This is a genomic window from Caballeronia glathei, assembly GCF_000698595.1.
Classification (GTDB): Bacteria; Pseudomonadota; Gammaproteobacteria; order Burkholderiales; family Burkholderiaceae; genus Caballeronia; species Caballeronia glathei.
Genome location: NZ_JFHC01000017.1, coordinates 73,022 through 93,141, shown reverse-complemented (window position 1 = coordinate 93,141; position 20,120 = coordinate 73,022). Strand labels below are relative to the sequence as shown.

Here is a 20,120-nt window from a genome sequence, read left to right as displayed (position 1 = left end):
ACGACGATCAGGCAGACCCCCGCGTCGCGATCAAGCGCTACAAGGTGCGCTTCAACCAGGACGTCGAGCTTTATGCGCCGTGCGCGTACGACGCCGCGCTGGCGATGATCAAAGCCATTCACGACGCGAATTCGCTCGACCGCGCGAAGATCGTGGCGAGCCTGGCAAAGGTCAATGTGACGGGTGTGACGGGCAGGATCACATTCGACCCGCAGGGCGATCTGATCAAGCCGCCTTATACGCTCTTTCAGGTGGAGCAGGGGCAGTGGAAGAGCCTGAGGACCGTGGGCGGAAGCGGCGCATAGGCGACGGCGGGCGTCCGTCCTGAAGGCGGTCGCCGCCGCTGCCGGGGAGCAATGCGTCGCCGCGAACAATGGCCCCGCCAGCGGCGCCGCTTCGAAAGTTCCTCAACAATGGCATGGGCCCGGGGAGGCATGCCGGAGTCCATGCCCCGGGCGCGCGCGTCCGACCTTGCGCGCGCCTACCTCTCGATCTGGCGGTTCCAGCGCTGATCCCATTGGGGCCGGCTCACGTTGATCACGTCCCAGTCGACCACGTTCACCTTCTTCGCGAGTTCGTCGAGATTGCCGAGCTGCTTGTTCATCGGCTCGGTCATCTTCGCTTCCTTGTTCGTCGGAATCTGGCGGCCGGCCTCAGCGGCCCGGGTCTGCGTCGAAGCCGACAGCAGAAACGCCGCGAGCTTCTGCGCGAGCGCCGGGTCCGGATTGTTCGCGACCACGCATTCGTCCACGAGCAGCAGCACCGGACCTTCCTTCGGGCTCACGTAGGCGACGGGAATGCCCTTTTCCTGCAAGTCCCCGGCGGCGGTCGGCGTGAGCGGGAAGAGGCCGGCCTCGCCGGTCTGCACCATCTCGGAGATCTTCGCGGAGTTCGGAATGTACTCGACGACGTTCTTCCCCACCGACTGCTGCCACTTGGTGAAGCCTGGCTCGACGTTCTTCTCGGACCCGCCCCACAGCCGGTTGAGCATCAGGAAGCCATGCAGCCCGAACGTGCTGCTCGACGCCGACTGGAACACGACCTTGCCCGCGTATTTCGGATCGGTAAAGTCGGCCCACGACGTGGGCGGCGCCCAGCCTTTCTCCTTGAAGAGCCGGGTGTTGTACGCAATGCCCGTCATGCCGAGCTGCACGCCTGCCGTCATGTCGCCCTTCGTGCGCGCGAACGGATACAGCTGCCTGAGTTCCGGACCGTCGTCGAGTTTCTGGCACACGCCCATGCTGATGGCGCGCGACATGATGCCGTCGTCGAGAAGAACCACGTGGATTTGCGGTTTCGCCTTGTTGGCGAGCAGCTTGGCCAGAATGTCCGATGACGTGCCCGGCACGATCACCACCTTCACGCCGTTGGCTTTCTCGAAGTCCGGCAGGATCTGGCTCGTGTAGGCCTTTTCCATCGGGCCGCCGTTCATGCCGAGATAGAGCGTCTTGACGTCGGCCTGCGCCGGGGAAGACAGGGCGATGAACGCCGCTGCGGCAGTCGGGATCAGGTGGAACGGTTTCATTCGTGGCTTTCCGTCGAGGGGTGGGTCGTTGTTGTGTCAGGGGTCGTTGCAAAGGTCGTGGCAGGAGCCGCAAGGAACCGGCCGATGCCGAACGCGTCGAGCGGCGTGTGCGTCTCGCCCGTGGCGATGATTTCCGCAAGCACGTCGCCCACGCCCGGCGCGAGCAGGAAACCGCCGCCGGAAAAGCCGAACGCGTGCAGCAGGTTCGGCGTGGTCGTGCTCGCGCCGATGATCGGGTTGTCGTCCGGCGTGCGGCCTTCCACGCCGGTCCACGTGCGGATGACGAGCGCTTCCCGGAGCGCGGGCAGCAGTTCGCAGGCGACGCGCATCACGCGGCGCGTGGTATCGGTGAGCGGCTGCGCGTACTCGCCGTCGCCCGTGCCGCGCCCGCCGCCGATCACCACGTTGCCGCGCGTGACCTGCCGCGCATAGACGCCCCCGCCATACACGCCGAGGTTATGTTCGATGAAGCGTGGCAGCGGTTCCGTCACGAGCATGTTCGGATAGATCGGCTCGATGGGCGCCGTTTCGCCGAACTGTCCGGCGATTGTGTTGCCCCACGCGCCCGCCGCGTTGACGAGCCACGTCGAGCGAGCGTCGATCCGCGCACCGGAATCGTGCTGCGCTGAAACCACAAAGCGCGATCCGTTGTGGCGAAGCCCGGTCACCGCGGTCTGTTCGCGGATGTCCGCTCCCGCCGCGCGCGCCGCGCGCGCGAATGCCGGAGACACGATGCGCGGGTTCGCGTGGCCGTCGGTGGGGCAGAGCGACCCGCCGAATGCCGCCGCGCCGAGCCACGGGTAGCGCTCTCTGAACGCCGCGCCGCCGGTCACGCGCAGGCCGAGGCCGAACGGATTGGCAACGCGTGCATAGGCTTCGAGCGCGGCCATGTCGGCGTCGCTGCGGCCAAGGCGCAGATGGCCGGACACGACGAGTTCGCCGTCCGTGCCGATCAGTTCCGGGAGGCGGCTCCACAACGCGCGGGCGCGGATCGCGAGCGGCAGCTGTTCGACGGGGCGGCCCTGGGTCCTCACGCCGCCGTAGTTCACGCCGCTTGCCTGCGCGCCGCAATAGCGGCGTTCGAAGAGGCCGACCTTGAGGCCGCGCCGCGCGAGCATCAGCGCCGTGGATGATCCGACGAGACCGCCGCCCGCCACGATCACGTCGAAGTCGAGTCGTTCGGCGCTATTCATCGCTGTCGTCCGGGGAGGCGAGCGGCGCGTCGTCGCCCGCCGTGAATGCGAGCGAAATGGGCACCGGCTTGACGGGCGCCTGGCCGCGCAGCCGGCCCACGTCCGATACGGGCCTGCCGGTTTCCGCGCTCAGCAGTTCGGCCGCCGCCGCGCCGCACATGCGCCCCTGGCAGCGGCCCATGCCGACGCGCGTGAGCGCCTTCAGGCGATTGATCTCGCGCGCTTCGCCGTTGCGGATACAGCGGCGCAGCGTGCCCGCGTCGACTTCCTCGCACCGGCAGACGGTCATGTCGTCGGGCCAGGCGGCAGTGCAGTCCGCCGGCAGCGCGAACGCCTGTTCGAGCCCGGCGCGAAACTGCGCGATATCGGCGAGCTTTTTTTCCAGCGCGGCGGCCCCGGCTGGCACCCGATGGCCGGTGTCCTCCAGAAGCGCCAGCGCCGCGCGCCGCCCCGCGAGTTCGGCGGCGTCCGCGCCGGCGATGCCCGCGCCGTCGCCCGCCAGGTAGATGTTCGGCACCGACGTCCGGCCAGCAATATCGCGCTCGGGCAGCCACGCGCGATTGAGCGCGTCGAAGCGAAACGCGCAGCCGGCGAGGTCCGCCAGCTGCGTCTCCGCGCGCAGGCCGTAGCCGAAACCGATGGCGTCGCACGCGATCGAATGCTCCTTGCCGCCGCGTCCGAACCGCACGCCCGACACGGCGCGCTCGCCTTCGGCCGCGAGCAGGGTCACGCCGCGCTCGATCCGCACGCCATGCGCGATCAGCCAGCTCACGTAATAGAGACCCTTGCCGAACGTCGATGGACTTTTCAGCAATTTGGGCGTGGCGGCGGCTTGCCGGTTGAAGGCGTTCGTGTCGAGCACGGCTTCGACGCGCGCGCCCGCCTTCGCATACTGGTACGCGACGAGGTACAGCAGCGGACCGGTGCCCGCGAACACGACCCGCGCGCCGATCGCGCAGCCCTGCGATTTCAGCGCGATCTGCGCCGCGCCGAGCGAATAGACGCCCGGGCGCGTCCAGCCGGAAAACGGCAGGATGCGGTCCGTGGCACCCGATGCAATCAGCAAATGCGTGAACGGCACGCTTTCCTGCTGCCCGTCGCGCAGCGTGTCGAGCGTGTTTCTGCCGACGGCCCACACGAGCGTGCGCGGCCGGTAGTCGATCTTCCCGGCAATGCGCACCATGGCCCCGTGCAGCGCGTCTGCCTTGCCGGCCTCGAAGCCGTACAGCTCGCTCTTCGTGCGCACGAAGCCCGCGCCCTCCGGCGGCTGGCGATAAATCTGACCGCCGGCGCGCGCTGCCTCATCGATCAGAACGGGGCGCACGCCCGCAGCGACGAGCGTCTCGGCCGCGCGCACCCCCGCCGGCCCGGCGCCCACGATCACCACCGTCGCGGGCTTCATGCTGCGACGACCGGCGGGGATTGCGTCAGGACGCGCATGCCGTCGGCGAGCGGTGTCGAACAGGCGCGCACGCGCGGGCCGTCTTCCAGTTGCACCCAGCAGTCCTGGCACGCACCCATCAGGCAGAAGCCGCCGCGCGGCTCGCCCGTGAAGTCGCTGTCGTGCACGCGCCGCGCGGCGAGCATCACGGCGGTGAGCAGCGTATCGCCGAGAAGACCGGTGGCCGGCTGTCCGTCGATGAAATAGTTCACGCGCGCGCGTTCTTTCTCCGCCATGCGCACGAACTGGTTGGTGTGGGAAGAGGTCATCGGCAGGGCAGGGAGAGGAGGTCAGTGCGAACCGACCAGCACGCGGTTCAGGCCGTACACGCGGTCGAGCAGCAACATGGCGGCGGCGGTGATGAAGATCACGAGCGCGGAGACGGAGGCCATCATCGGGTCCAGCGATTCGGTCGCGTACATGTACATGCGTACGGGCAGCGTGACCGTTTGCGGCGACGTGACGAAGATCGACATCGTCAGCTCGTCGAAGCTGTTGATGAATGCGAGCAGCCACCCGCCCGTGATGCCCGGCAGAATGATCGGCAGCGTGATGCGGCGAAGCGTGGTCCAGCGGCCCGCGCCGAGCGACTGCGCCGCGTGCTCGACGCTGCGGTCGAAGCCCGACACCGAAGCCAGCACGAGCCGCATGACGAACGGCGTGATCACGATCATGTGCGCGGCGACGAGCCAGGCGAAGGAGCCGGTCGCGCCGATCATCGCGAAAAAGCGCAGGAACGCGATGCCGAGCACGAGGCTCGGGATCACGAGCGGCGAAAGAAAGAGGCCGGTGAGAAACGCCCGCCCCGGGAAGCGCTCCCGCCCGATGGCGAGCGCCGCGGGCAGGGCGATCGCGAGCGACAGCGTGGCGGAGAGGAACGCGAGCTTCAGGCTGTTCGCGAAGGCCGAGATGAAGTCCGGATAGTCGAGGATCGCGCGGAACCAGCGCAGCGAAAGCGCCCGCGTGGGCAGCGTGAGCGTCTGCTCGGGCGTGAACGCGACCAGCACCACGATCACGAGCGGCGCGAGCACGAACAGGATCACGAGCGTATGAAAGGTCAGGGCGATGAAGCCGTTCTTGCGCATGACGGGCCGCTCCGGTCAGCCGAGGCTTCTGGAGTAGCGACGCTCCAGCACCCGGTAGTAGGTCAGCATGATCACGAGGTTCGCCACCAGGAGCAGCACGGCGATGGTCGCGCCGAGCGGCCAGTTGAGCGAGCCCAGGAATTCGTCGTAGACGGAGGTGGCGACCACTTTCAGGCGGCGTCCGCCGAGGAGCCCCGGAATGGCGAACGCGCTCGCCGAGAGGCCGAACACCATCAGGCAGCCGGACAGGATGCCGGGTGCGACCTGCGGCAGCACGATCCGGCGCAGCGTAGTGGCGGGCGACGCCATCAGCGAGAGCGCCGCGTTTTCCACTTGCGGATCGAGCTTTTGCAGCGACGTCCACACCGGAATCACCATGAACGGCAGCATCACGTGCACGAGCGCGATGACGATGGCGAAGGTCGTGTATTCGAGCTTGTACGGCCCGAGCCCGACGAGCCCCAGCGCCTGGTTCACGAGGCCGTTCGAATTGAGCAGCATGCTCCAGCCGAACGCCCGCACCACGACCGAGACCAGAAGCGGCGCGAGGATGACGAGCAGGAACGCGGACCGGTACGGATCGCGCATGCGGTAGAGCACGTAGGCTTCCGGCGCGCCGATCACGACGCAGATGAGCGTCGTCAGGAAGGCAATGCCGAAGGTGCGCCCGAAGATGGTCCGGTAGTAGCTGTCGGTGACGACTTCCGCATAGTTGCCGAGCTGGAACACGGCGATCGGGCCGGTTGCCGGATCGAACTTGTAGAAGGTGAGGACGAGCGTCATCGCGATCGGCACGATCACGAGCGCCGCGAACAGGACGAACCCCGGCGCGCTCATCAGCCATAGCGGCGCGTAGGCCCAGCGCGCGGACGTCGCCGCACCCCCGGCGGGCGCCGCGCCGGCTGCCGTCGCCGCGCCGGCCGCGTCGACCTGGTCGGCGGGGCTAGACATGACGAGCCTCCTGGATCACGCGCACGGCATCCGCGCTCCAGTCGATGCCCACCGTCGCGCCTTCCGCCACCGGTTCCGAGCCTTCGTTCTGGCTGCACACGAGCATCTCGCCGAGCGCGCTGTCGAGCTTGTAGAGCCACTGGCTGCCGAGGAAGAAGCGGCTCGCGACGGTCGCAGGCAGCCGGCCCGCGCCTTTTTCGCACAGGCGCAGCTTCTCGGGGCGGATGCAGAGCGTGATCGCATCGCCTTGAGCGGGATAGGCCGCGCTCTGCCACGGCGCCGCTTCGTTGAGGCCATGGCCGAGGTTCACGCACAGTTCGCCATTCGCTGCGCGCGTGACCGTGCCCTCCAGCATGTTCGCCTTGCCGATGAACTGCGAGACGAAGCGGCTTTCCGGCCGCTCGTACGCCTTGTACGGCGAGTCCACCTGCGTCACGCGCCCGGCTTCCATCACCACGACGCGGTCGCTGATCGAAAGCGCCTCCGACTGGTCGTGCGTGACCATGACGGTAGTCGTGCCGACCTTGCGCTGGATCGCGCGCAGCTCGAACTGCATGTCCTCGCGCAGCTTGGCGTCGAGGTTCGACATGGGTTCGTCGAGCAGAAGGACGGGCGGCTCGATCACGAGCGCGCGCGCAAGGGCCACGCGCTGGCGCTGGCCACCCGACAGTTCGCGGGGATAGCGGTCCGCGAGCTTGTCGAGGCGGACCAGAGCGAGCGTCTCCCGAATACGCGCCACGCGCTCGGCCCGGCTCACCCCGCGCATCTCCAGGCCGAAGCTCACGTTCTCCGCCACGCTCATGTGCGGGAAGAGCGCATAGCTCTGGAACACGATGCCCAGGCCGCGGCGGTTCGGCCGGACATGCGTGATGTCGCGGTTGTCGAGCGTGACGCGTCCGCGGGTGACGTCGGTAAAGCCCGCGATCATCTGCAGCGTCGTGGTCTTGCCGCAGCCCGACGGGCCGAGCAGCGACACGAACTCACCCCGCTCGACCGAGAGGCTGACGTCCGATACGACCGTCATCTGGCCGTATTGCTTCGTGAGGTTTTCGAGTTTGAGGAACGACATCGCGTGACCGAAGAGAGGGTGGATCGGTATGTTCCGTTGCGACCGATTCTAAACCTGGAAAATGCGCGGAAAACAAATGAGATTCCATTTGGCGACAATTTTTCGTCTAATATTCGGCTAGAAGAAATGCAGACGTGGATAAATAATGGAAGATTCCACTGAACGGAATCACGAGAAGGCCGCAACAAGCTCCTTGCAGCGCTCTTTTGCGCTGATTCGCGCGCTCGCCGCGTCGCCGGAAGGCGGCGAGCGCGTGACGCAACTGGCGAAGGACGTGGGGCTGACGCAGGGAACGGCGCACCGGCTGCTCAAGGCGCTGATGGCCGAGGGCATGGTCGAGCAGGATGAGCGAACGAAGCGGTACCGGCTGAGCCTGGAGCTTTTTGCCATTGCCGCGCGGGCGCAGGATCGCGGAAACTTCCGCGATCTCACGCGCCCGGCGCTGCTGCGGCTGTCGGCGTCGCTGAGGGACACGGTCTTCCTGCTCGCGCGCAGCGGCTTCGATGCCGTGTGCCTCGATCGCACCGAAGGCCCGTTCCCGATCCGCTCCTTCACCGGCGACATTGGCGGGCGGGTGGCGCTGGGCGTCGGGCAGGGCAGTCTTGCAATCCTCGCGTTTCTGCCCGAAGCGGAGCGCGAGGAAGTGATCCGCTTCAATCTGCCGCGGATGCGCGACTATCAGATGGTCGACGAGGTCTATCTGCGCACGGAGATCGCGCGCACGCGCGAACTCGGCTACACCATGACGAATACCGGCGTGCTCGAAGGCATGGCGGGCCTCGCCGTGCCGGTGCTCGACCGCAACGGGCGGGCGGTGGCGGCATTGAGCATCGGCACGCTGGCCGACCGCCTGAAGGCCGAGCGCCTGCCGGCTGCGGTGGAATTGCTCAGGCGCGAGGCGAACGCCATCGGTCCGATGATCAATCCCTTCGATCCGGTCCTGCACCGGCCGGCGCAAAGCTTCATTCGATGACCGCCGCTGGCTCGCCAGCCGATTGAGGGCAACGGGCCGGCATGTGCGCTGCGCGGACCGGCCGATGGCGAAGCACGCACCAGGTTGCGCATTCCTTAAACAGAACGGACAGCGGCAGTGCACGGGAACACGAGCTTTGCCCGATCAATATCGGGGCGGCACACCGGCACCGCCTTCAGTGGGCGGCCGACGCTTCGCCCGGACCCAGCTCTTTCGGCGCGGCGTGCACGCGCCACCACGCGAGCATGAAAGCGATCGCAAGACATGCGACGAAAATCGCGAAGCCGATACGCAGCGACTCTGCCCAGTCGCCTGTCAGATGCTGGACGATGCCGAGCCCGGCGACACCGGCAAGCGCGCCGATCTGCCTGTTCGCGTTCAGCACCGCGGCGCCGATGTTCGCGTTGCGCTGCCCGGCCTCGTGCATGACGGCGGCCGTCATCGCCGGCACCGCAAAGCCGATCCCCGCGTTCACCAGCGCAATGGGCACGATCAGCCAGCCATACGGGAGCCGGGTGCCGAGCGCTGTCGCGGCGAGCGACGCAAAGCCCGCGCACCCGATGCCGCCGAGCAGCAGCCTGCGTCCGCCGAGACGCGCGGACAGATGACCGGAACAGAAGTTGGCGACGGCAAACACCGCCATCACCGGGAGCATGCGGATGCCCGCGCCGAGCGCGGTTTCGCCGTCGACTTTCTGCAAAAAGAGGCTCAACACGAAGATCTCGCCGAACACCACCACGTTCATGCACGAACCGATCCCATTGAGCGCCCAGAAGGTGCCGTTGCGCGCGAGGCCCGCCGGGATGACCGGCGTCTGCGTGCGCCGTTCACGGATGATCGCGAGCAGCAGCACGAAAGGCACCAGCAGGGCGGCACCGATGATCGCCGGGCTGGACCATCCGAAACCGGGCCCTTCGATCAGCACGAAGCTCAGTGCGGCGAGCGCGATCATCACGAGCGCATGGCTTGGCATGTCGAGCGCGTGGGCCTTGCGGCGCGACGGGCGCAGGAAAGCGAATGCCAGCGCGATGCCGACCAGCCCCACCGGCAGGTTCAGGTAGAAGATGCTGCGCCAGCCGAAGCGATGCACGAGCACTCCGCCGACGAGCGGTCCCGACGCGAACGCGACACTGACGATGGCGCTCCATATGCCGACTATCTTTGCCCGCACGTGGCGATCCTCGAACGACTCGGTCAGGAGGCTCAGGGAACTTGGCACGAACAGCGCTGCCGCGGCCCCTTGCGCGAGGCGCGCGCCGACCAGGATGGAGACCGATCCGGCCGCGCCGCAAAGCGCCGACGCGAAGATGAACAGCGCAAGGCCGATCACGTAGACGCGCCGTGCGCCCAGCCGGTCGGCGAGGGCGCCGCCGAGCAGCAGCAGCGCGGCGAACGTCAGCGTATAGCTGTCGACGACCCAGACGAGCGACGCGAGTCGCACCGAGAAGTCATGCTGAATGTCGGACAGCGCGACGTTGACGACGGTCACGTCGAGCATGGCCATGATGAAACCGCACGAGACCGTGAGCAGAATCGAGATCTGCCTGGAGCGAGAAGGAAGCGAGGACATGTGAGTGCAGATGAATCGGAGGCGCTGCACGCTTGTGATGCGAGGATCGCATGAAGGTGACCGGCGCGGCGGCTATGATAGGGCATCCGCCAGGTCCTTGCTGCGGTGAGGACGGCCTCTCGCAGCCCGATGGCGACGAGTCATGGCGGATCGGCCGCGCCTTTGCGCCACATCGAGCCGGTTTGCTGCCTCGATCCGGCCGCTCGAAGACCTCGATCGCTTGCTGGACAACGGTGTAAAGGATGCGACATCCGCGTCCGGGCCACCCGGCACGAAGTCGATCGTTTGGAAGTCTCTGACGCAATTAAGGACCAACGTTCCGTAGCGGCGAGTCATTCACCGGTTTCGAGTCCTGTACGGCGACGTCCCGTCGTCAACGGGGCAGGGTGTCCCGGCCGGCCACTGCGGGGCACCTTCGCTCGATTTCTCATGTCACGGACGCATGGTCGCACTCGCGATACGGCGCGCATGATCTGAAACGCCGCTATCGAAAGTTCTGGAATCCGAGCACGACGGAATGACGTGGGGCACTGCCACGCCACGGCAGATTTAAGGTCAAGCAGAAAGGCATGTAGCCGGGCGTGTACGCGCGGCCGAACTCACGATGCATACGCGAGCGTCACCTTCGACTGTTTTTTTTACTCCGATCGCGAACAAATTCGCTGGCGTCGACGGGGATGAATGGCGCCTGGAAGTGATCGACCAGAAAGTCGATGAATGCCCGGGCGCGAGTCGTCTGGTTGCGCTGGCCAGGATAATAAACAAAGAGGTCGGCCGAGGGCAGGACCGTATTCGGCAGCACCAGCTTGAGACGTCCACTCTGCACGTACTTGGCCAGATCCCATTCCGATCGGATCAGGATTCCGTGCCCGTCAAGAGCCCACCGCAGCACGATGTCGCCATCGTTGCTGGAGAGTGCACCTTTCACTTTCAGCGCTTCCGTGTGGTCGTTCACGATGTACCGCCACACTCCATACGCGTCGTCGTTCTGCCGATGAATGATGCAACGGTGCTGCAGTAGATCTTCGACGCGCTCGGGTGTTCCGAAGCGTTCGAGATATTTCGGCGACGCGCAAAGAAAGCGGCGATTGCTCATGATGCGCCGCGCACTGAGCCGGCGGTCGGGCAGTTCCCCGAACCGTATTGCCATATCGAACGCACCCTCCACCAGGTCGACAGGCCGGTCTGTTACCTCGAACTGGATCTCGACGTGAGGGAAGCGCTTGGCGAACTCGGACACGAGCGGGGCTATCGTCGTTCGTCCGAAGCCAAGGGTCGCGTTCACCCGCAACAGACCCTGCGGATCGCCTCGCGCGCCGGAAATCGCTTCTTCCATCTCGCGAACCTGCCCGACTATTTGCGTCGCGTAACGCAGGTAGGTTTCGCCCTCAGGCGTAAGACTGACGCTTCGTGTCGTCCTGTTGACCAGCCGCGCTCCAAGCCGCCGCTCCATGATTCCGAGCCGCTTGGTTGCCGCGGGAGGGGTCAGATCGAGCGCGCGCGCCGCGCCCGACATGCTCTTCAGCTTCGCGAGAAGTATGAAGAACTCAAAGTCGGATGCAGAATCAGTAGTCACTTTTAGTGAAAAATGAAATGAATATAGGTGAATCTTAACTCCGCTTTTCGCGAATAACCTAGCGACTCCTACAGCCCGTTGCATCGGCAACGCGTGATGCTTACCAGGAGACACCATGAGAATCGTTGAAATCCGCGAGAAGACCGTTCCGATCAGTTCGCCGATCCGCAATGCCTATATCGACTTCAGCAAGATGACGCTGAGTCTCGTCGCCGTCGTGACGGACGTCATCCGTGACGGCAAGCCGGTCGTTGGCTACGGCTTCAACTCGAACGGCCGCTACGGCCAGGGCAAGCTGATGCGCGAGCGTTTCATTCCGCGGATTCTCGAAGCCGATCCGGCGACGTTCGTGAACGATGCCGGCGACAACCTCGATCCCCACAAGATCTGGGCGACGATGTTCACGAACGAAAAGCCCGGCGGTCACGGAGAGCGCTCGGTCGCGATCGGCACGATCGACATGGCCGTGTGGGATGCCGTGGCGAAGATCGAAGGCAAGCCGCTCTTCCAGTTGCTCGCCGACCGCTACGGCAATGGCCAGCCCGACCGCAAGATCTTCGTGTACGCGGCAGGCGGCTACTACTATCCGGGCCAGGATCACGGCAAGCTCAAGGACGAGATGCGCAGCTACATCGACCGCGGCTATACGGTCGTGAAGAAGAAGATTGGCGGCGCGTCGCTCGATGAAGACCTGCGCCGCATCGATTCGATCCTGAGCGTGCTCGGCGACGGCCAGAAGCTGGCGGTCGATGCCAACGGCCGCTTCGATCTCGATACCGCCATCCAATACGCGAAGGCCCTCTCGCAGTACGACCTGTTCTGGTACGAGGAGCCGGGCGATCCGCTCGACTACGAATTGCAGGCCACGCTGCGCAACTATTACGACAAGCCCATGGCAACCGGCGAAGACCTGTTCTCGATGCAGGACGCCCGCAACCTGATCCGATACGGCGGCATGCGCCCCGACCGCGACTGGCTGCAGTTCGACTGTGCGCTGAGCTACGGTCTCGTCGAGTATCTGCGCACGCTCGACATGCTGCGTCAGCACGGCTGGTCGCCGAGCCGCTGCATCCCGCACGGCGGACACCAGATGTCGCTGAATATCGCTGCCGGTCTCGGTCTTGGCGGCAACGAATCCTATCCGGACCTGTTCCAGCCGTACGGCGGTTTCCCCGACGGCGTCAAGGTCGACAACGGCTACATCACCATGCCGGACATACCCGGCATCGGCTTCGAAGGAAAAGCCGATCTCTTCGCCGAGATGCAGAAGCTGTCCGCATAAGCCTTCAACCGGAAAAAAGCGCCGACGCACAGCGTCCGCGCAGCGTTCACAAAAAAACAAAAGAACGCAGGCGAAATCCCTTCGTGCTCACCGCAGCGGACTACCGCTGTGGGCGCTCGCCTGGATTTCATTAAAAGACGCCATGCATAGGAGACAGACATGCTGGTATCAACGATCAGGAAATCGCTTTCCAAGCTCTACGTACAGGTTCTCATCGGCATCATCGCCGGCATTCTGCTTGGGCACTTCTACCCCGATATCGGCTCGCAACTCAAGCCGCTCGGGGATCTCTTCATCAAACTGATCCGGATGCTGCTTGCTCCGATCATCTTCGCGTCCGTCGTGGTCGGCATTGCCCGCATGAGTAACCTTCATGAGGCGGGTCGGGTGGGCGTCAAAGCGGTCCTGTACTTCGAAATCGCATCGACGATCGCGCTCGTGGTCGGCCTCGTGGTCGTGAACATCATCAAGCCGGGCGCCGGCATGAACATCGACCCCGCCCATATCGACAGTTCGGCCATTGCCACTTACACCCAGGCGGCGAAGCAACACGGGATGCTCGATTTCTTCATGAGCATCGTGCCGAACAGCATCGTCGGCGCGTTCGCGAACGGGGAGATTCTGCCCGTCATTTTCTTCTCGGTATTGCTCGCAATCGCACTCGCCAAGCTGGGTCCGCGCACCGCGCCGTTCGTGGACATGCTCGACATGTTCCTGCAGGGCATGTTCGGCGTGGTCCGGATCGTGATGTATGTCGCACCGATCGGCGCGTTCGGCGGCATGGCGTTCACCATCGCCAAGTACGGGATCGGCACGCTGGCCTCCTTCGGTCAGCTGATGCTGTGCCTGTATCTGACATCGATCTTTTTCGTGGTCGTCGTGCTTGGCCTGGTCATGCGCATGTGCGGGTTGTCGCTGTGGAAGTTTCTCCGCTACATCAAGGACGAACTCTTCATTACCCTCGGCACGGCGTCGACTGAAGCGGTTCTCCCGCAGATGCTCATCAAGATGGAGAAGATGGGCTGCTCGCGGCCCGTCGTCGGGATGGTATTGCCGACAGGCTATACCTTCAACGCCGATGGAACGGCGATCTACCTTACGATGGCGGCGATGTTCATTGCGCAGGCGATGAACGTGCATCTGACGCTCTGGGATCAGTTGCTGGTGCTGGGCGTGCTCTTGCTGACGTCGAAGGGATCGGCGGGTGTGGCCGGAGCCGGGTTCGTGGCATTGGCGGCAACGCTCGCTACGATGCACAAGATTCCGGTGGAAGGACTGGTGCTTTTGCTCGGCGTCGACCGGTTCCTGAACGAAGCACGCGCAGTCACCAACCTGATCGGCAACGGGGTTGCGACCGTCGTCGTGGCCCGGTGGGAGGGCGAGCTCGACATGAAGACAGCGCGAGCGATGCTCGACCGCAAGGGCGACACGAGCATCGATGCCTTGGAGCCGATCGGGCAGCCAGCAGGTCAGCCAAGGGCGGTGCCAGAACCGATCGCCCGCCCGCACGTTCACTGACTCGCTGGCGTTCCACTCGCCTTTCATGGCGGTGGAGGAAGTGCGCCGCTTCGGCATCGCGGCGAAGATCGCGCTCTTGCCGCAGTCGAATTTCGGCACTTGATCTCTAGTCCGGTACCAGATTCGGGTGAAGGATGTTTGACATGGCTGCCGGACCGATGCCAAGACTCGATGGTCGAGCGCCCGGACCCCGGCGAGCCTTATTGCATGATTGCGTCCTCCAATTCCGCAAGACAAGACTGCAATATCAGCAATGCACCCGACAACTGACCACAGTGCCTTTTGCCTCATCATTGCTCAGTAGAAACCGCGAGCGCGGCAAGAGCGATCGTCGCTGCAACAACCAAGGGTAGTTTCCATGTTGTCGATGTAAAGTAATTGGCAAACACCAATGCGCTTATTGAACGCCCGCTATCGGGTAAGCTGGAGCGGGACAGGCACCTTGACGGATGCCGGGTAACGAGACGTTGAATGCCCCGCTCCATAGGGCGGCGGGGTCCGTATCGCGTCAGCGCGCACGCAGCATTCGAGGCCGGCGTAGCATGTCTACCGGGCTCCAGACGCGCTCAGTGAATGGTGCGTCAAGACCGGAACTCGAATACGAGGGGAGCAATGAACGCGAGACATGCGGCTGGAGCGCTGTTGCTGCTCCTCGTATCGGCGATTTGCGCATTTGGCGAGGAGGCACGTCTGAACGATGCGCAAATCGTCGGCATCATCCTTGTAGCGAACCAGGCGGAGATCGCGGCCGGCCAGACGGCTTTGCGCAGAACACAGTCGAGAAGCGTGCAGAGCTTCGCGAGTCGGATCGTAGACGAGCATCGACAGGTCAACGAGGAAGCCGCCGGATTGATGCAGAGGCTTGCGGCGACCCCGCAACGAAGCGGGATCAGCGATGCGCTGACGCGGCAGAGCTACGACGACGTTGCGAGGCTCAACGCAGTCGAAGCTCGGGAGTTCGACCAGACATACCTCGATCGCGAGGTGATCTTCCTGCATCGACTGGTCAAATCCGTTGACGCCTTCATTCGGTCCACGACGAACACGGAATTGAAGACGTTGCTGGTCCGGTCTCGCCCGTCTTTCATTTTCCATCTCGACCAGGCCCACCGGTTGCAACTGGCGCTGGAACGCCCCGGGTTTGGACGATGATCTGCGCGGCCGGATCGCATCCATGTCTACCCCTCCCTCTGCGAGAGGGGTACACGAAGCGTCCTGCCACTATGATGCGAAAGTCCACAACGTAGTGGCGCGCCAGGCCTGACCGGCAGTCTTCATGATCTGGCACGGGCAGCGGCGCACGTGAGCGTCGTTCAGCATATCGACAGCCCTGCGGCGAGATGCCTGTTCGCGGGACCTGGCGAACAACCCCGAACCAAAAAGGACTGTCGGTGAAGCAGAGCAACCAGACCTATGCATCGCAGGGACGCTCGTTGAAGATCGAGGTATTCTTCGACTTCGTTTGTCCCTGGTGCCTCATAGGCAAGCGCCACCTCAATGCCGCCATGAAGCAGTTCGCCGAAATGTATGCGGACGTGAATCTCAGCGTGACATGGCGCTCGCATCAACTTCTGCCCGACATACCTTCTGACGGTGTGGCATATCAGGCGTTCTATGTCGCGCGCCTTGGCAGTGCGGAAAACGTTGCTGCGCGGCGGGCACAGGTAAAGGAGGCAGGCAGGGCTGCGGGCATCGACTTCCGGTTCGAGCGCATCGACGTGATGCCGAATACCGCAGCCGCACACAACCTGATCGCGTACGCGGCAGAACACGGGGACGAAGCGCAGCAGGCGGACCTGATCGAAAGTCTGTTCGTGGCTTACTTCGTGGAAGGCAAGGACATTGGCGACTTGTCCGCGCTGGAGCAGCTAGGACTCGACTGCGGATTGGAGCATGGGAGCCTGATCGAGCATCTGGAAGGCTCAAACCGCCGGACAAAGGGGGTCATGCAACCCGAGTTCCGTATCGGCGGGGTCCCGTTGTTTGTGTTCGACGAGTCGTCTGTCTTGTCGGGCGCGGCATCGCCCGATGCGCTGCTCGAGGCCATGTTGCAGTCGCTTCGAGAATAAGCGCGTACAAGCTGCCTTGCTGCCCGGGTGATCCTGCGCCGGCCAAGCGCACGCTGATTTTCATGGTCCTCGCCGGACGCTCGCGCGAGGATGACGCTGATGTCGATGCTCATGGCGTTTCGATGATCGCAAGCAACGCGGGAAGCAGCACCTTGGTGACCGACTACCGCACGGTCTGAATTCCGCCATCTTCGCGCAGGGTTTTAGCAAGCAACGCAGACCCCGCGCGATACCCGTTCGTCAGAACCTGATTCGCAACCCGGCGCTCGCGAGGAACTGCTTGTTCGTCGCGGAGGCCCCGCCGCTGCCCTCGATGAACGCGCCGCGAAATATCGTCCCCGCCGCGCCGGTGACATGTTGGTATTCACACATCAGGTAGACGTCCGTAAGCTTGGACAGGGCGTAGGACGTCAGCAGGTTGAACTGATTCCAGCGCGGCTTTGCGTCGATTGTCGCGTTCGAGTAGCGTCCGTCCGTGAACGTGTACGACGCGGCGACACCCCATGAAGGTGTCAAAAGATAGCGAGCGTTGATTTCATAGTTGGAGAAGCGCAGATCAGTTGGTGTACCTGTTTGCGCAGGAGCCAGCGAGGAGCCGATGTTCACACCGGTCGCGTCGGCAACCGTGGTCTGGGTCCAAACGAATCCAAAGGTGGCAGCGCCCAGCGCATAGCTCGCGCCTGCCCCCCAAACCCGTTGACGGCTGCCGTGGAACGTTGCATCGCCCGACGCCGTCGACCCGTCGAGCGCACCGACTGCACCGTTGCCGGGCTCATCAAGCTGCATGTACGCGGCGCTCAGCGATAGCGGTCCGTTTTTGTAGGCCGCTCCGGCGCTATAGGCACGATTGACGGCGAATCCACCGGCCTGGTTCGAGAACGCGTACAGTCCGCCAAACGTCAGGCCATGGTAGCCGGCACTGGCAAACTTGATCGAGTTGTCGAGGCGAAAGAAATCGGAAATGTTGTCGTTGTCGAATGGATGGGCAAACTCAAGTCCGCCGTAGAAGGTCTGCGCGAGGCTTCGCGGCCCGAGATAGTCGACCACCGAGTCATATTGGCGACCAAGCGTCACCGTGCCTGCATCGGAACTCGACAAACCGACCCACGATTGCCTTCCAAACAGGCGCCCTCCCTGCTGCAATTTTCCGGTTTGTCCGGAATAGCCGTTTTCAAGCTTGAATAGCGCCTTGAGACCTCCGCCCAGATCTTCTGCACCGGTCAGGCCCCATCGGTCGCCGACAATGTTTCCCGTCGACGCCATCCAGGCGCTGTGACCGCCGCCCGACGCTGTCTTCTGGTTGCTGACGAAAGATATCCCGTTATCGAGAATTCCGTACAGCGTCACGCTGCTCTGGGCATGTGCAGCGATGCAGACGCAACTGCTCGCGGCAAGTGCAATTCGTTTCAATTCCATGTCTCCTCGTCGATTCCGATGTGCGGGACGGCGGGCGCCATGCGCTCCGCTCAGCCCCATACCTGCGCGTTCGGTTGGCGTCGTAGTCAGTTGCGCGAGCGGCGGCTTGTTTTCGGCATCATCGAAATCAGAACGCCGTCCCGGTCGACGAAGTGGTGCTTAAAGGCCATGAGGATGTGGCCGGCAACCAGTGCGGCCGTCGTATAGGCGAGCGTCATATGCACGGCGCCCAGGGTCGCGGCGACCGATGCATTCGTGGCGACAATGGGCGGAAGGTGGAACAAGCCTGCGACCGGAACCGTGAAGCCCGCAGCGGAGGTCCACGCCCATCCGGAAAGCGGCAGACTGAACATGCACAGGTACAGCAAGAGGTGGCCCGCACGTGCCGCAACCTGGGCCCGCTTCGACATCGTGGAAGGCGCTTCCGGAGTCCGGTGACTCAGTCTCCAGAGAATGCGTGCCGCGAGCAGGAACAAGGTGACGGTTGCGATCGCCTTATGCAGCGTCACGCTTCCGGTTTCAATCTTCTGCGACAACGGCAGCGTGGACGAGTAGTACCCGACGATCCAAGCCACGATGACAATGAGCGCCATCATCCAGTGAAGCGCCTTCGCGACGCCCGTGTACTCCGTGTTTGTCATTGCTGTCTCCTCCTTTTGGTTGCTAGTCGTGGGCCAAGCGTGGCTCCTTGCGCGGTACTCGATCTGTCGGGATCAACGAACGGATACGGATGCCGGCACCTGCGCCGTGTGCCGCGGCAAGAGCACACCGGGTTCCGGTTCTACGTTTCCTGGTTCCATATCTATCTCCTGAACACCTTGATTTCTCTGCTGTTCGAGGCGCCTGGTCGCGCCACTGCTTTGCCGTCATTGCGTGATTTAAAAATGTCGTTCATACTTGTAAATGTCGACATTTATGACAAGTCGAGAATATGAGTTTTCTTTCTGGATAAGTGGATAGGTGTTTACGCGGTCCTTGAGACGAGTGACATTCGTATAAAATGTCGTCATTACGCGATTGAGAAGGAGGAAGCGTGACCGATGGGATTGAATTGGGCGGAACCGCGAAGGAGCTACCCGAAGCCGCTGGAACGGGCAGCAAAAGCCGCGCGCGCTACGCGTTTGAGGTGATCAGGGCGGACATTCTCGAGGGCAGGCTGCTGCCAGGTTCGAGGCTGCATTCGGTCCTGCTGGCCGAGCGACTGGGCATCAGCCGTGCAGCCGTGCGCGAGGCGCTTTCCCGGCTTGCATCCGAGGGTCTCGCCCAGTCGTTCGACCAGCGCGGGTTCCGCGTAACGCCCGTGTCGCAAGAGGATTTGAAGGACTTGACCCGCGTACGGATCGAAATAGAGAGTCTCGCCATCAAGGCGTCGATCGAGCGAGGCGATGCTGCCTGGGAAGGCGCGATCGTCGGCGCGTTTCACGAATTGCAGAAGGCCACGCCTCTGGAGCAAAAGCACCTTCAGCCGTTGATGGCCGACTGGTCCGCGGTGCATCAACGTTTTCACGCCTCGCTCGTCGGCGCGTGCGGGTCGCCCCGGCTGCTGTCGATTCGCGAGGCGTTGATTGAACAGTCCGAGCGCTATCGAAAGCTGTCGGTGTCGTACCACCCGGGCGAGCGCAACCTGAACGAAGAACACAGGCAGATCATGGAAGCGGTGATCGATCGCGACGCAGCCGCCGCCGTGGCACTGATTGCGAGGCACTTCAACAAGACGACGAAGATCCTGCTGGAGGCTCCGGCGGCGGCATCCCCTGATGCGGAGCAGGCCACGTCATGAGCGAATTCGACGTTACGCTCACATTCGATAACGGCCCCGAGCCCGAGGTCACCCCCTTTGTACTCGACGTGCTTCGCCGGCACGACATCCAGGCGACGTTCTTCGTACTGGGGGAAAAGCTCGTGGATGGAACGCGCAAGCCGCTGTTGCGCCGTGCGCGCGATGAGGGGCACTGGGTCGGCAATCACACCTTCAGCCACGTGCCGCTGGGCACCACGCCTGACCGAAAGACCGCCGAGTTTGAAATCGGGCGCACGCAGGAGTTGATCGGTGATGCCGCGCATGAGAACAGGCTGTTCCGTCCGACCGGTGGTGACGGCACGCTTGGGCCGTCTTTGCTGAGTGCCGCCGCGGCGAATTATCTGAAGGAGGGTGGCTACAGCGTCGTGCTATGGAATGCGATACCGGAGGACTGGCTCTATCCGGATGGCTGGGTAGACACTGCCGTGGAGCAGTGCGTCTCGCAAGAGCACGCCGCAGTCGTCCTGCACGATCTTCCGACAGGTGCCATGAACAACCTCGAACGTTTCATCTGGGCCATCCGAATGCGCGGAGGTCGCTTCGTCCAGGCATTTCCCGAGTCCTGCTTGCCCCTGAATCGCGGCATCGAGCGAACCTCGCTGACGCCGTACGTATCCGACCCGGAATTCCTATCTACCAAGGAGTGTTAAC

General features: G+C 63.8%; 18 protein-coding genes and 1 pseudogene. 8 read left to right on the top strand and 11 right to left on the bottom strand.

The features are described from left to right. Nucleotides 1-32 precede the first annotated feature (32 nt). A pseudogene (locus BG61_RS13435) lies at nt 33-305 on the top strand (ABC transporter substrate-binding protein); the annotation flags it as partial. A gap of 176 nt (nt 306-481) precedes the next feature. Here the strand turns inward: BG61_RS13435 and BG61_RS13430 are convergent. From BG61_RS13430 to BG61_RS13400, 7 genes are read right to left on the bottom strand one after another with little or no spacing between them, the layout of a single operon-like run. After that, nucleotides 482-1,525, bottom strand: a complete 1,044-nt coding sequence (locus BG61_RS13430; protein ID WP_035939698.1) for an ABC transporter substrate-binding protein — start codon at nt 1,523-1,525, stop codon at nt 482-484. Beyond that, entirely contained in the window at nt 1,522-2,718 is a 1,197-nt protein-coding gene (locus BG61_RS13425) for an NAD(P)/FAD-dependent oxidoreductase (protein WP_051672490.1), read from the bottom strand. The genes BG61_RS13430 and BG61_RS13425 overlap by 4 nt, the downstream gene beginning before the upstream one ends. Further along, complete coding sequence (locus BG61_RS13420; protein WP_035939700.1) at nt 2,711-4,120, bottom strand: FAD/NAD(P)-dependent oxidoreductase; 1,410 nt, start codon at nt 4,118-4,120, stop codon at nt 2,711-2,713. The genes BG61_RS13425 and BG61_RS13420 overlap by 8 nt, the downstream gene beginning before the upstream one ends. Beyond that, complete coding sequence (locus BG61_RS13415) at nt 4,117-4,428, bottom strand: (2Fe-2S)-binding protein (protein WP_035939701.1); 312 nt, start codon at nt 4,426-4,428, stop codon at nt 4,117-4,119. The genes BG61_RS13420 and BG61_RS13415 overlap by 4 nt, the downstream gene beginning before the upstream one ends. A 21-nt stretch (nt 4,429-4,449) precedes the next feature. Continuing rightward, nucleotides 4,450-5,244: an ABC transporter permease gene (locus tag BG61_RS13410; protein ID WP_035939703.1), complete on the bottom strand. Its 795-nt coding sequence runs from the start codon at nt 5,242-5,244 to the stop codon at nt 4,450-4,452. 15 nt (nt 5,245-5,259) lie between these two features. Beyond that, on the bottom strand, nt 5,260-6,195 hold the full coding sequence (locus tag BG61_RS13405) for an ABC transporter permease (protein ID WP_035939705.1): 936 nt from the start codon (nt 6,193-6,195) through the stop codon (nt 5,260-5,262). Then, entirely contained in the window at nt 6,188-7,264 is a 1,077-nt protein-coding gene (locus tag BG61_RS13400; protein ID WP_035939707.1) for an ABC transporter ATP-binding protein, read from the bottom strand. The genes BG61_RS13405 and BG61_RS13400 overlap by 8 nt, the downstream gene beginning before the upstream one ends. A gap of 145 nt (nt 7,265-7,409) precedes the next feature. Between BG61_RS13400 and BG61_RS13395 the strand changes: the two genes are divergently transcribed. Next, nucleotides 7,410-8,237, top strand: coding sequence for an IclR family transcriptional regulator (locus BG61_RS13395; protein ID WP_035939708.1), 828 nt, complete (start codon nt 7,410-7,412; stop codon nt 8,235-8,237). A 175-nt stretch (nt 8,238-8,412) separates the two neighbouring features. On the opposite strand, the gene BG61_RS13390 is transcribed toward BG61_RS13395, so the two are convergent. After that, nucleotides 8,413-9,807 (bottom strand): MFS transporter, encoded by a 1,395-nt coding sequence (locus BG61_RS13390; protein WP_052040603.1) that lies wholly within the window; start codon nt 9,805-9,807, stop codon nt 8,413-8,415. A gap of 619 nt (nt 9,808-10,426) precedes the next feature. Then, nucleotides 10,427-11,383, bottom strand: a complete 957-nt coding sequence (locus BG61_RS13385) for a LysR family transcriptional regulator (RefSeq protein WP_035939710.1) — start codon at nt 11,381-11,383, stop codon at nt 10,427-10,429. A 115-nt stretch (nt 11,384-11,498) separates the two neighbouring features. On the opposite strand from BG61_RS13385, the gene BG61_RS13380 reads away from it, so the two are divergent. The 4 genes from BG61_RS13380 (at nt 11,499) to BG61_RS13365 (ending at nt 16,252) form a co-directional block, all read left to right on the top strand. After that, entirely contained in the window at nt 11,499-12,665 is a 1,167-nt protein-coding gene (locus tag BG61_RS13380; protein ID WP_035939712.1) for a mandelate racemase/muconate lactonizing enzyme family protein, read from the top strand. 159 nt (nt 12,666-12,824) lie between these two features. Then, on the top strand, nt 12,825-14,183 hold the full coding sequence (gene dctA, locus BG61_RS13375) for a C4-dicarboxylate transporter DctA (RefSeq protein ID WP_051672488.1): 1,359 nt from the start codon (nt 12,825-12,827) through the stop codon (nt 14,181-14,183). Between the two features lie 612 nt (nt 14,184-14,795). Further along, nucleotides 14,796-15,335, top strand: a complete 540-nt coding sequence (locus BG61_RS13370; protein ID WP_035939714.1) for a DUF4142 domain-containing protein — start codon at nt 14,796-14,798, stop codon at nt 15,333-15,335. A gap of 239 nt (nt 15,336-15,574) precedes the next feature. Next, nucleotides 15,575-16,252 (top strand): DsbA family oxidoreductase, encoded by a 678-nt coding sequence (locus BG61_RS13365; RefSeq protein ID WP_051672487.1) that lies wholly within the window; start codon nt 15,575-15,577, stop codon nt 16,250-16,252. A 240-nt stretch (nt 16,253-16,492) separates the two neighbouring features. Here the strand turns inward: BG61_RS13365 and BG61_RS13360 are convergent, their stop codons facing one another. Continuing rightward, a complete protein-coding gene (locus BG61_RS13360; RefSeq protein ID WP_035939715.1) occupies nt 16,493-17,668 on the bottom strand; it encodes a porin in 1,176 nt (391 codons plus the stop codon). Between the two features lie 86 nt (nt 17,669-17,754). Next, nucleotides 17,755-18,309, bottom strand: a complete 555-nt coding sequence (locus BG61_RS13355) for a cytochrome b (protein ID WP_035939716.1) — start codon at nt 18,307-18,309, stop codon at nt 17,755-17,757. A 392-nt stretch (nt 18,310-18,701) separates the two neighbouring features. On the opposite strand from BG61_RS13355, the gene BG61_RS13345 reads away from it, so the two are divergent. Both BG61_RS13345 and BG61_RS13340 read left to right on the top strand, forming a co-directional pair. Continuing rightward, nucleotides 18,702-19,448, top strand: a complete 747-nt coding sequence (locus tag BG61_RS13345) for a GntR family transcriptional regulator (RefSeq protein ID WP_035939717.1) — start codon at nt 18,702-18,704, stop codon at nt 19,446-19,448. Next, nucleotides 19,445-20,119, top strand: coding sequence for a polysaccharide deacetylase family protein (locus BG61_RS13340; RefSeq protein ID WP_035939720.1), 675 nt, complete (start codon nt 19,445-19,447; stop codon nt 20,117-20,119). Before BG61_RS13345 ends, BG61_RS13340 begins: the two co-directional genes overlap by 4 nt. The last annotated feature ends 1 nt before the right edge of the window (nt 20,120 follow it).

Excerpts from the sequence above, each read along its gene's own strand:
- BG61_RS13430 (WP_035939698.1), bottom strand. The coding sequence starts at position 1,525 with ATGAAACCGTTCCACCTGATCCCGACTGCCGCAGCGGCGTTCATCGCC.
- BG61_RS13425 (WP_051672490.1), bottom strand. The coding sequence starts at position 2,718 with ATGAATAGCGCCGAACGACTCGACTTCGACGTGATCGTGGCGGGCGGC.
- BG61_RS13420 (WP_035939700.1), bottom strand. The coding sequence starts at position 4,120 with ATGAAGCCCGCGACGGTGGTGATCGTGGGCGCCGGGCCGGCGGGGGTG.
- BG61_RS13415 (WP_035939701.1), bottom strand. The coding sequence starts at position 4,428 with ATGACCTCTTCCCACACCAACCAGTTCGTGCGCATGGCGGAGAAAGAA.
- BG61_RS13410 (WP_035939703.1), bottom strand. The coding sequence starts at position 5,244 with ATGCGCAAGAACGGCTTCATCGCCCTGACCTTTCATACGCTCGTGATC.
- BG61_RS13405 (WP_035939705.1), bottom strand. The coding sequence starts at position 6,195 with ATGTCTAGCCCCGCCGACCAGGTCGACGCGGCCGGCGCGGCGACGGCA.
- BG61_RS13400 (WP_035939707.1), bottom strand. The coding sequence starts at position 7,264 with ATGTCGTTCCTCAAACTCGAAAACCTCACGAAGCAATACGGCCAGATG.
- BG61_RS13395 (WP_035939708.1), top strand. The coding sequence starts at position 7,410 with ATGGAAGATTCCACTGAACGGAATCACGAGAAGGCCGCAACAAGCTCC.
- BG61_RS13390 (WP_052040603.1), bottom strand. The coding sequence starts at position 9,807 with ATGTCCTCGCTTCCTTCTCGCTCCAGGCAGATCTCGATTCTGCTCACG.
- BG61_RS13380 (WP_035939712.1), top strand. The coding sequence starts at position 11,499 with ATGAGAATCGTTGAAATCCGCGAGAAGACCGTTCCGATCAGTTCGCCG.
- dctA (WP_051672488.1), top strand. The coding sequence starts at position 12,825 with ATGCTGGTATCAACGATCAGGAAATCGCTTTCCAAGCTCTACGTACAG.
- BG61_RS13370 (WP_035939714.1), top strand. The coding sequence starts at position 14,796 with ATGAACGCGAGACATGCGGCTGGAGCGCTGTTGCTGCTCCTCGTATCG.
- BG61_RS13360 (WP_035939715.1), bottom strand. The coding sequence starts at position 17,668 with ATGGAATTGAAACGAATTGCACTTGCCGCGAGCAGTTGCGTCTGCATC.
- BG61_RS13355 (WP_035939716.1), bottom strand. The coding sequence starts at position 18,309 with ATGACAAACACGGAGTACACGGGCGTCGCGAAGGCGCTTCACTGGATG.
- BG61_RS13340 (WP_035939720.1), top strand. The coding sequence starts at position 19,445 with ATGAGCGAATTCGACGTTACGCTCACATTCGATAACGGCCCCGAGCCC.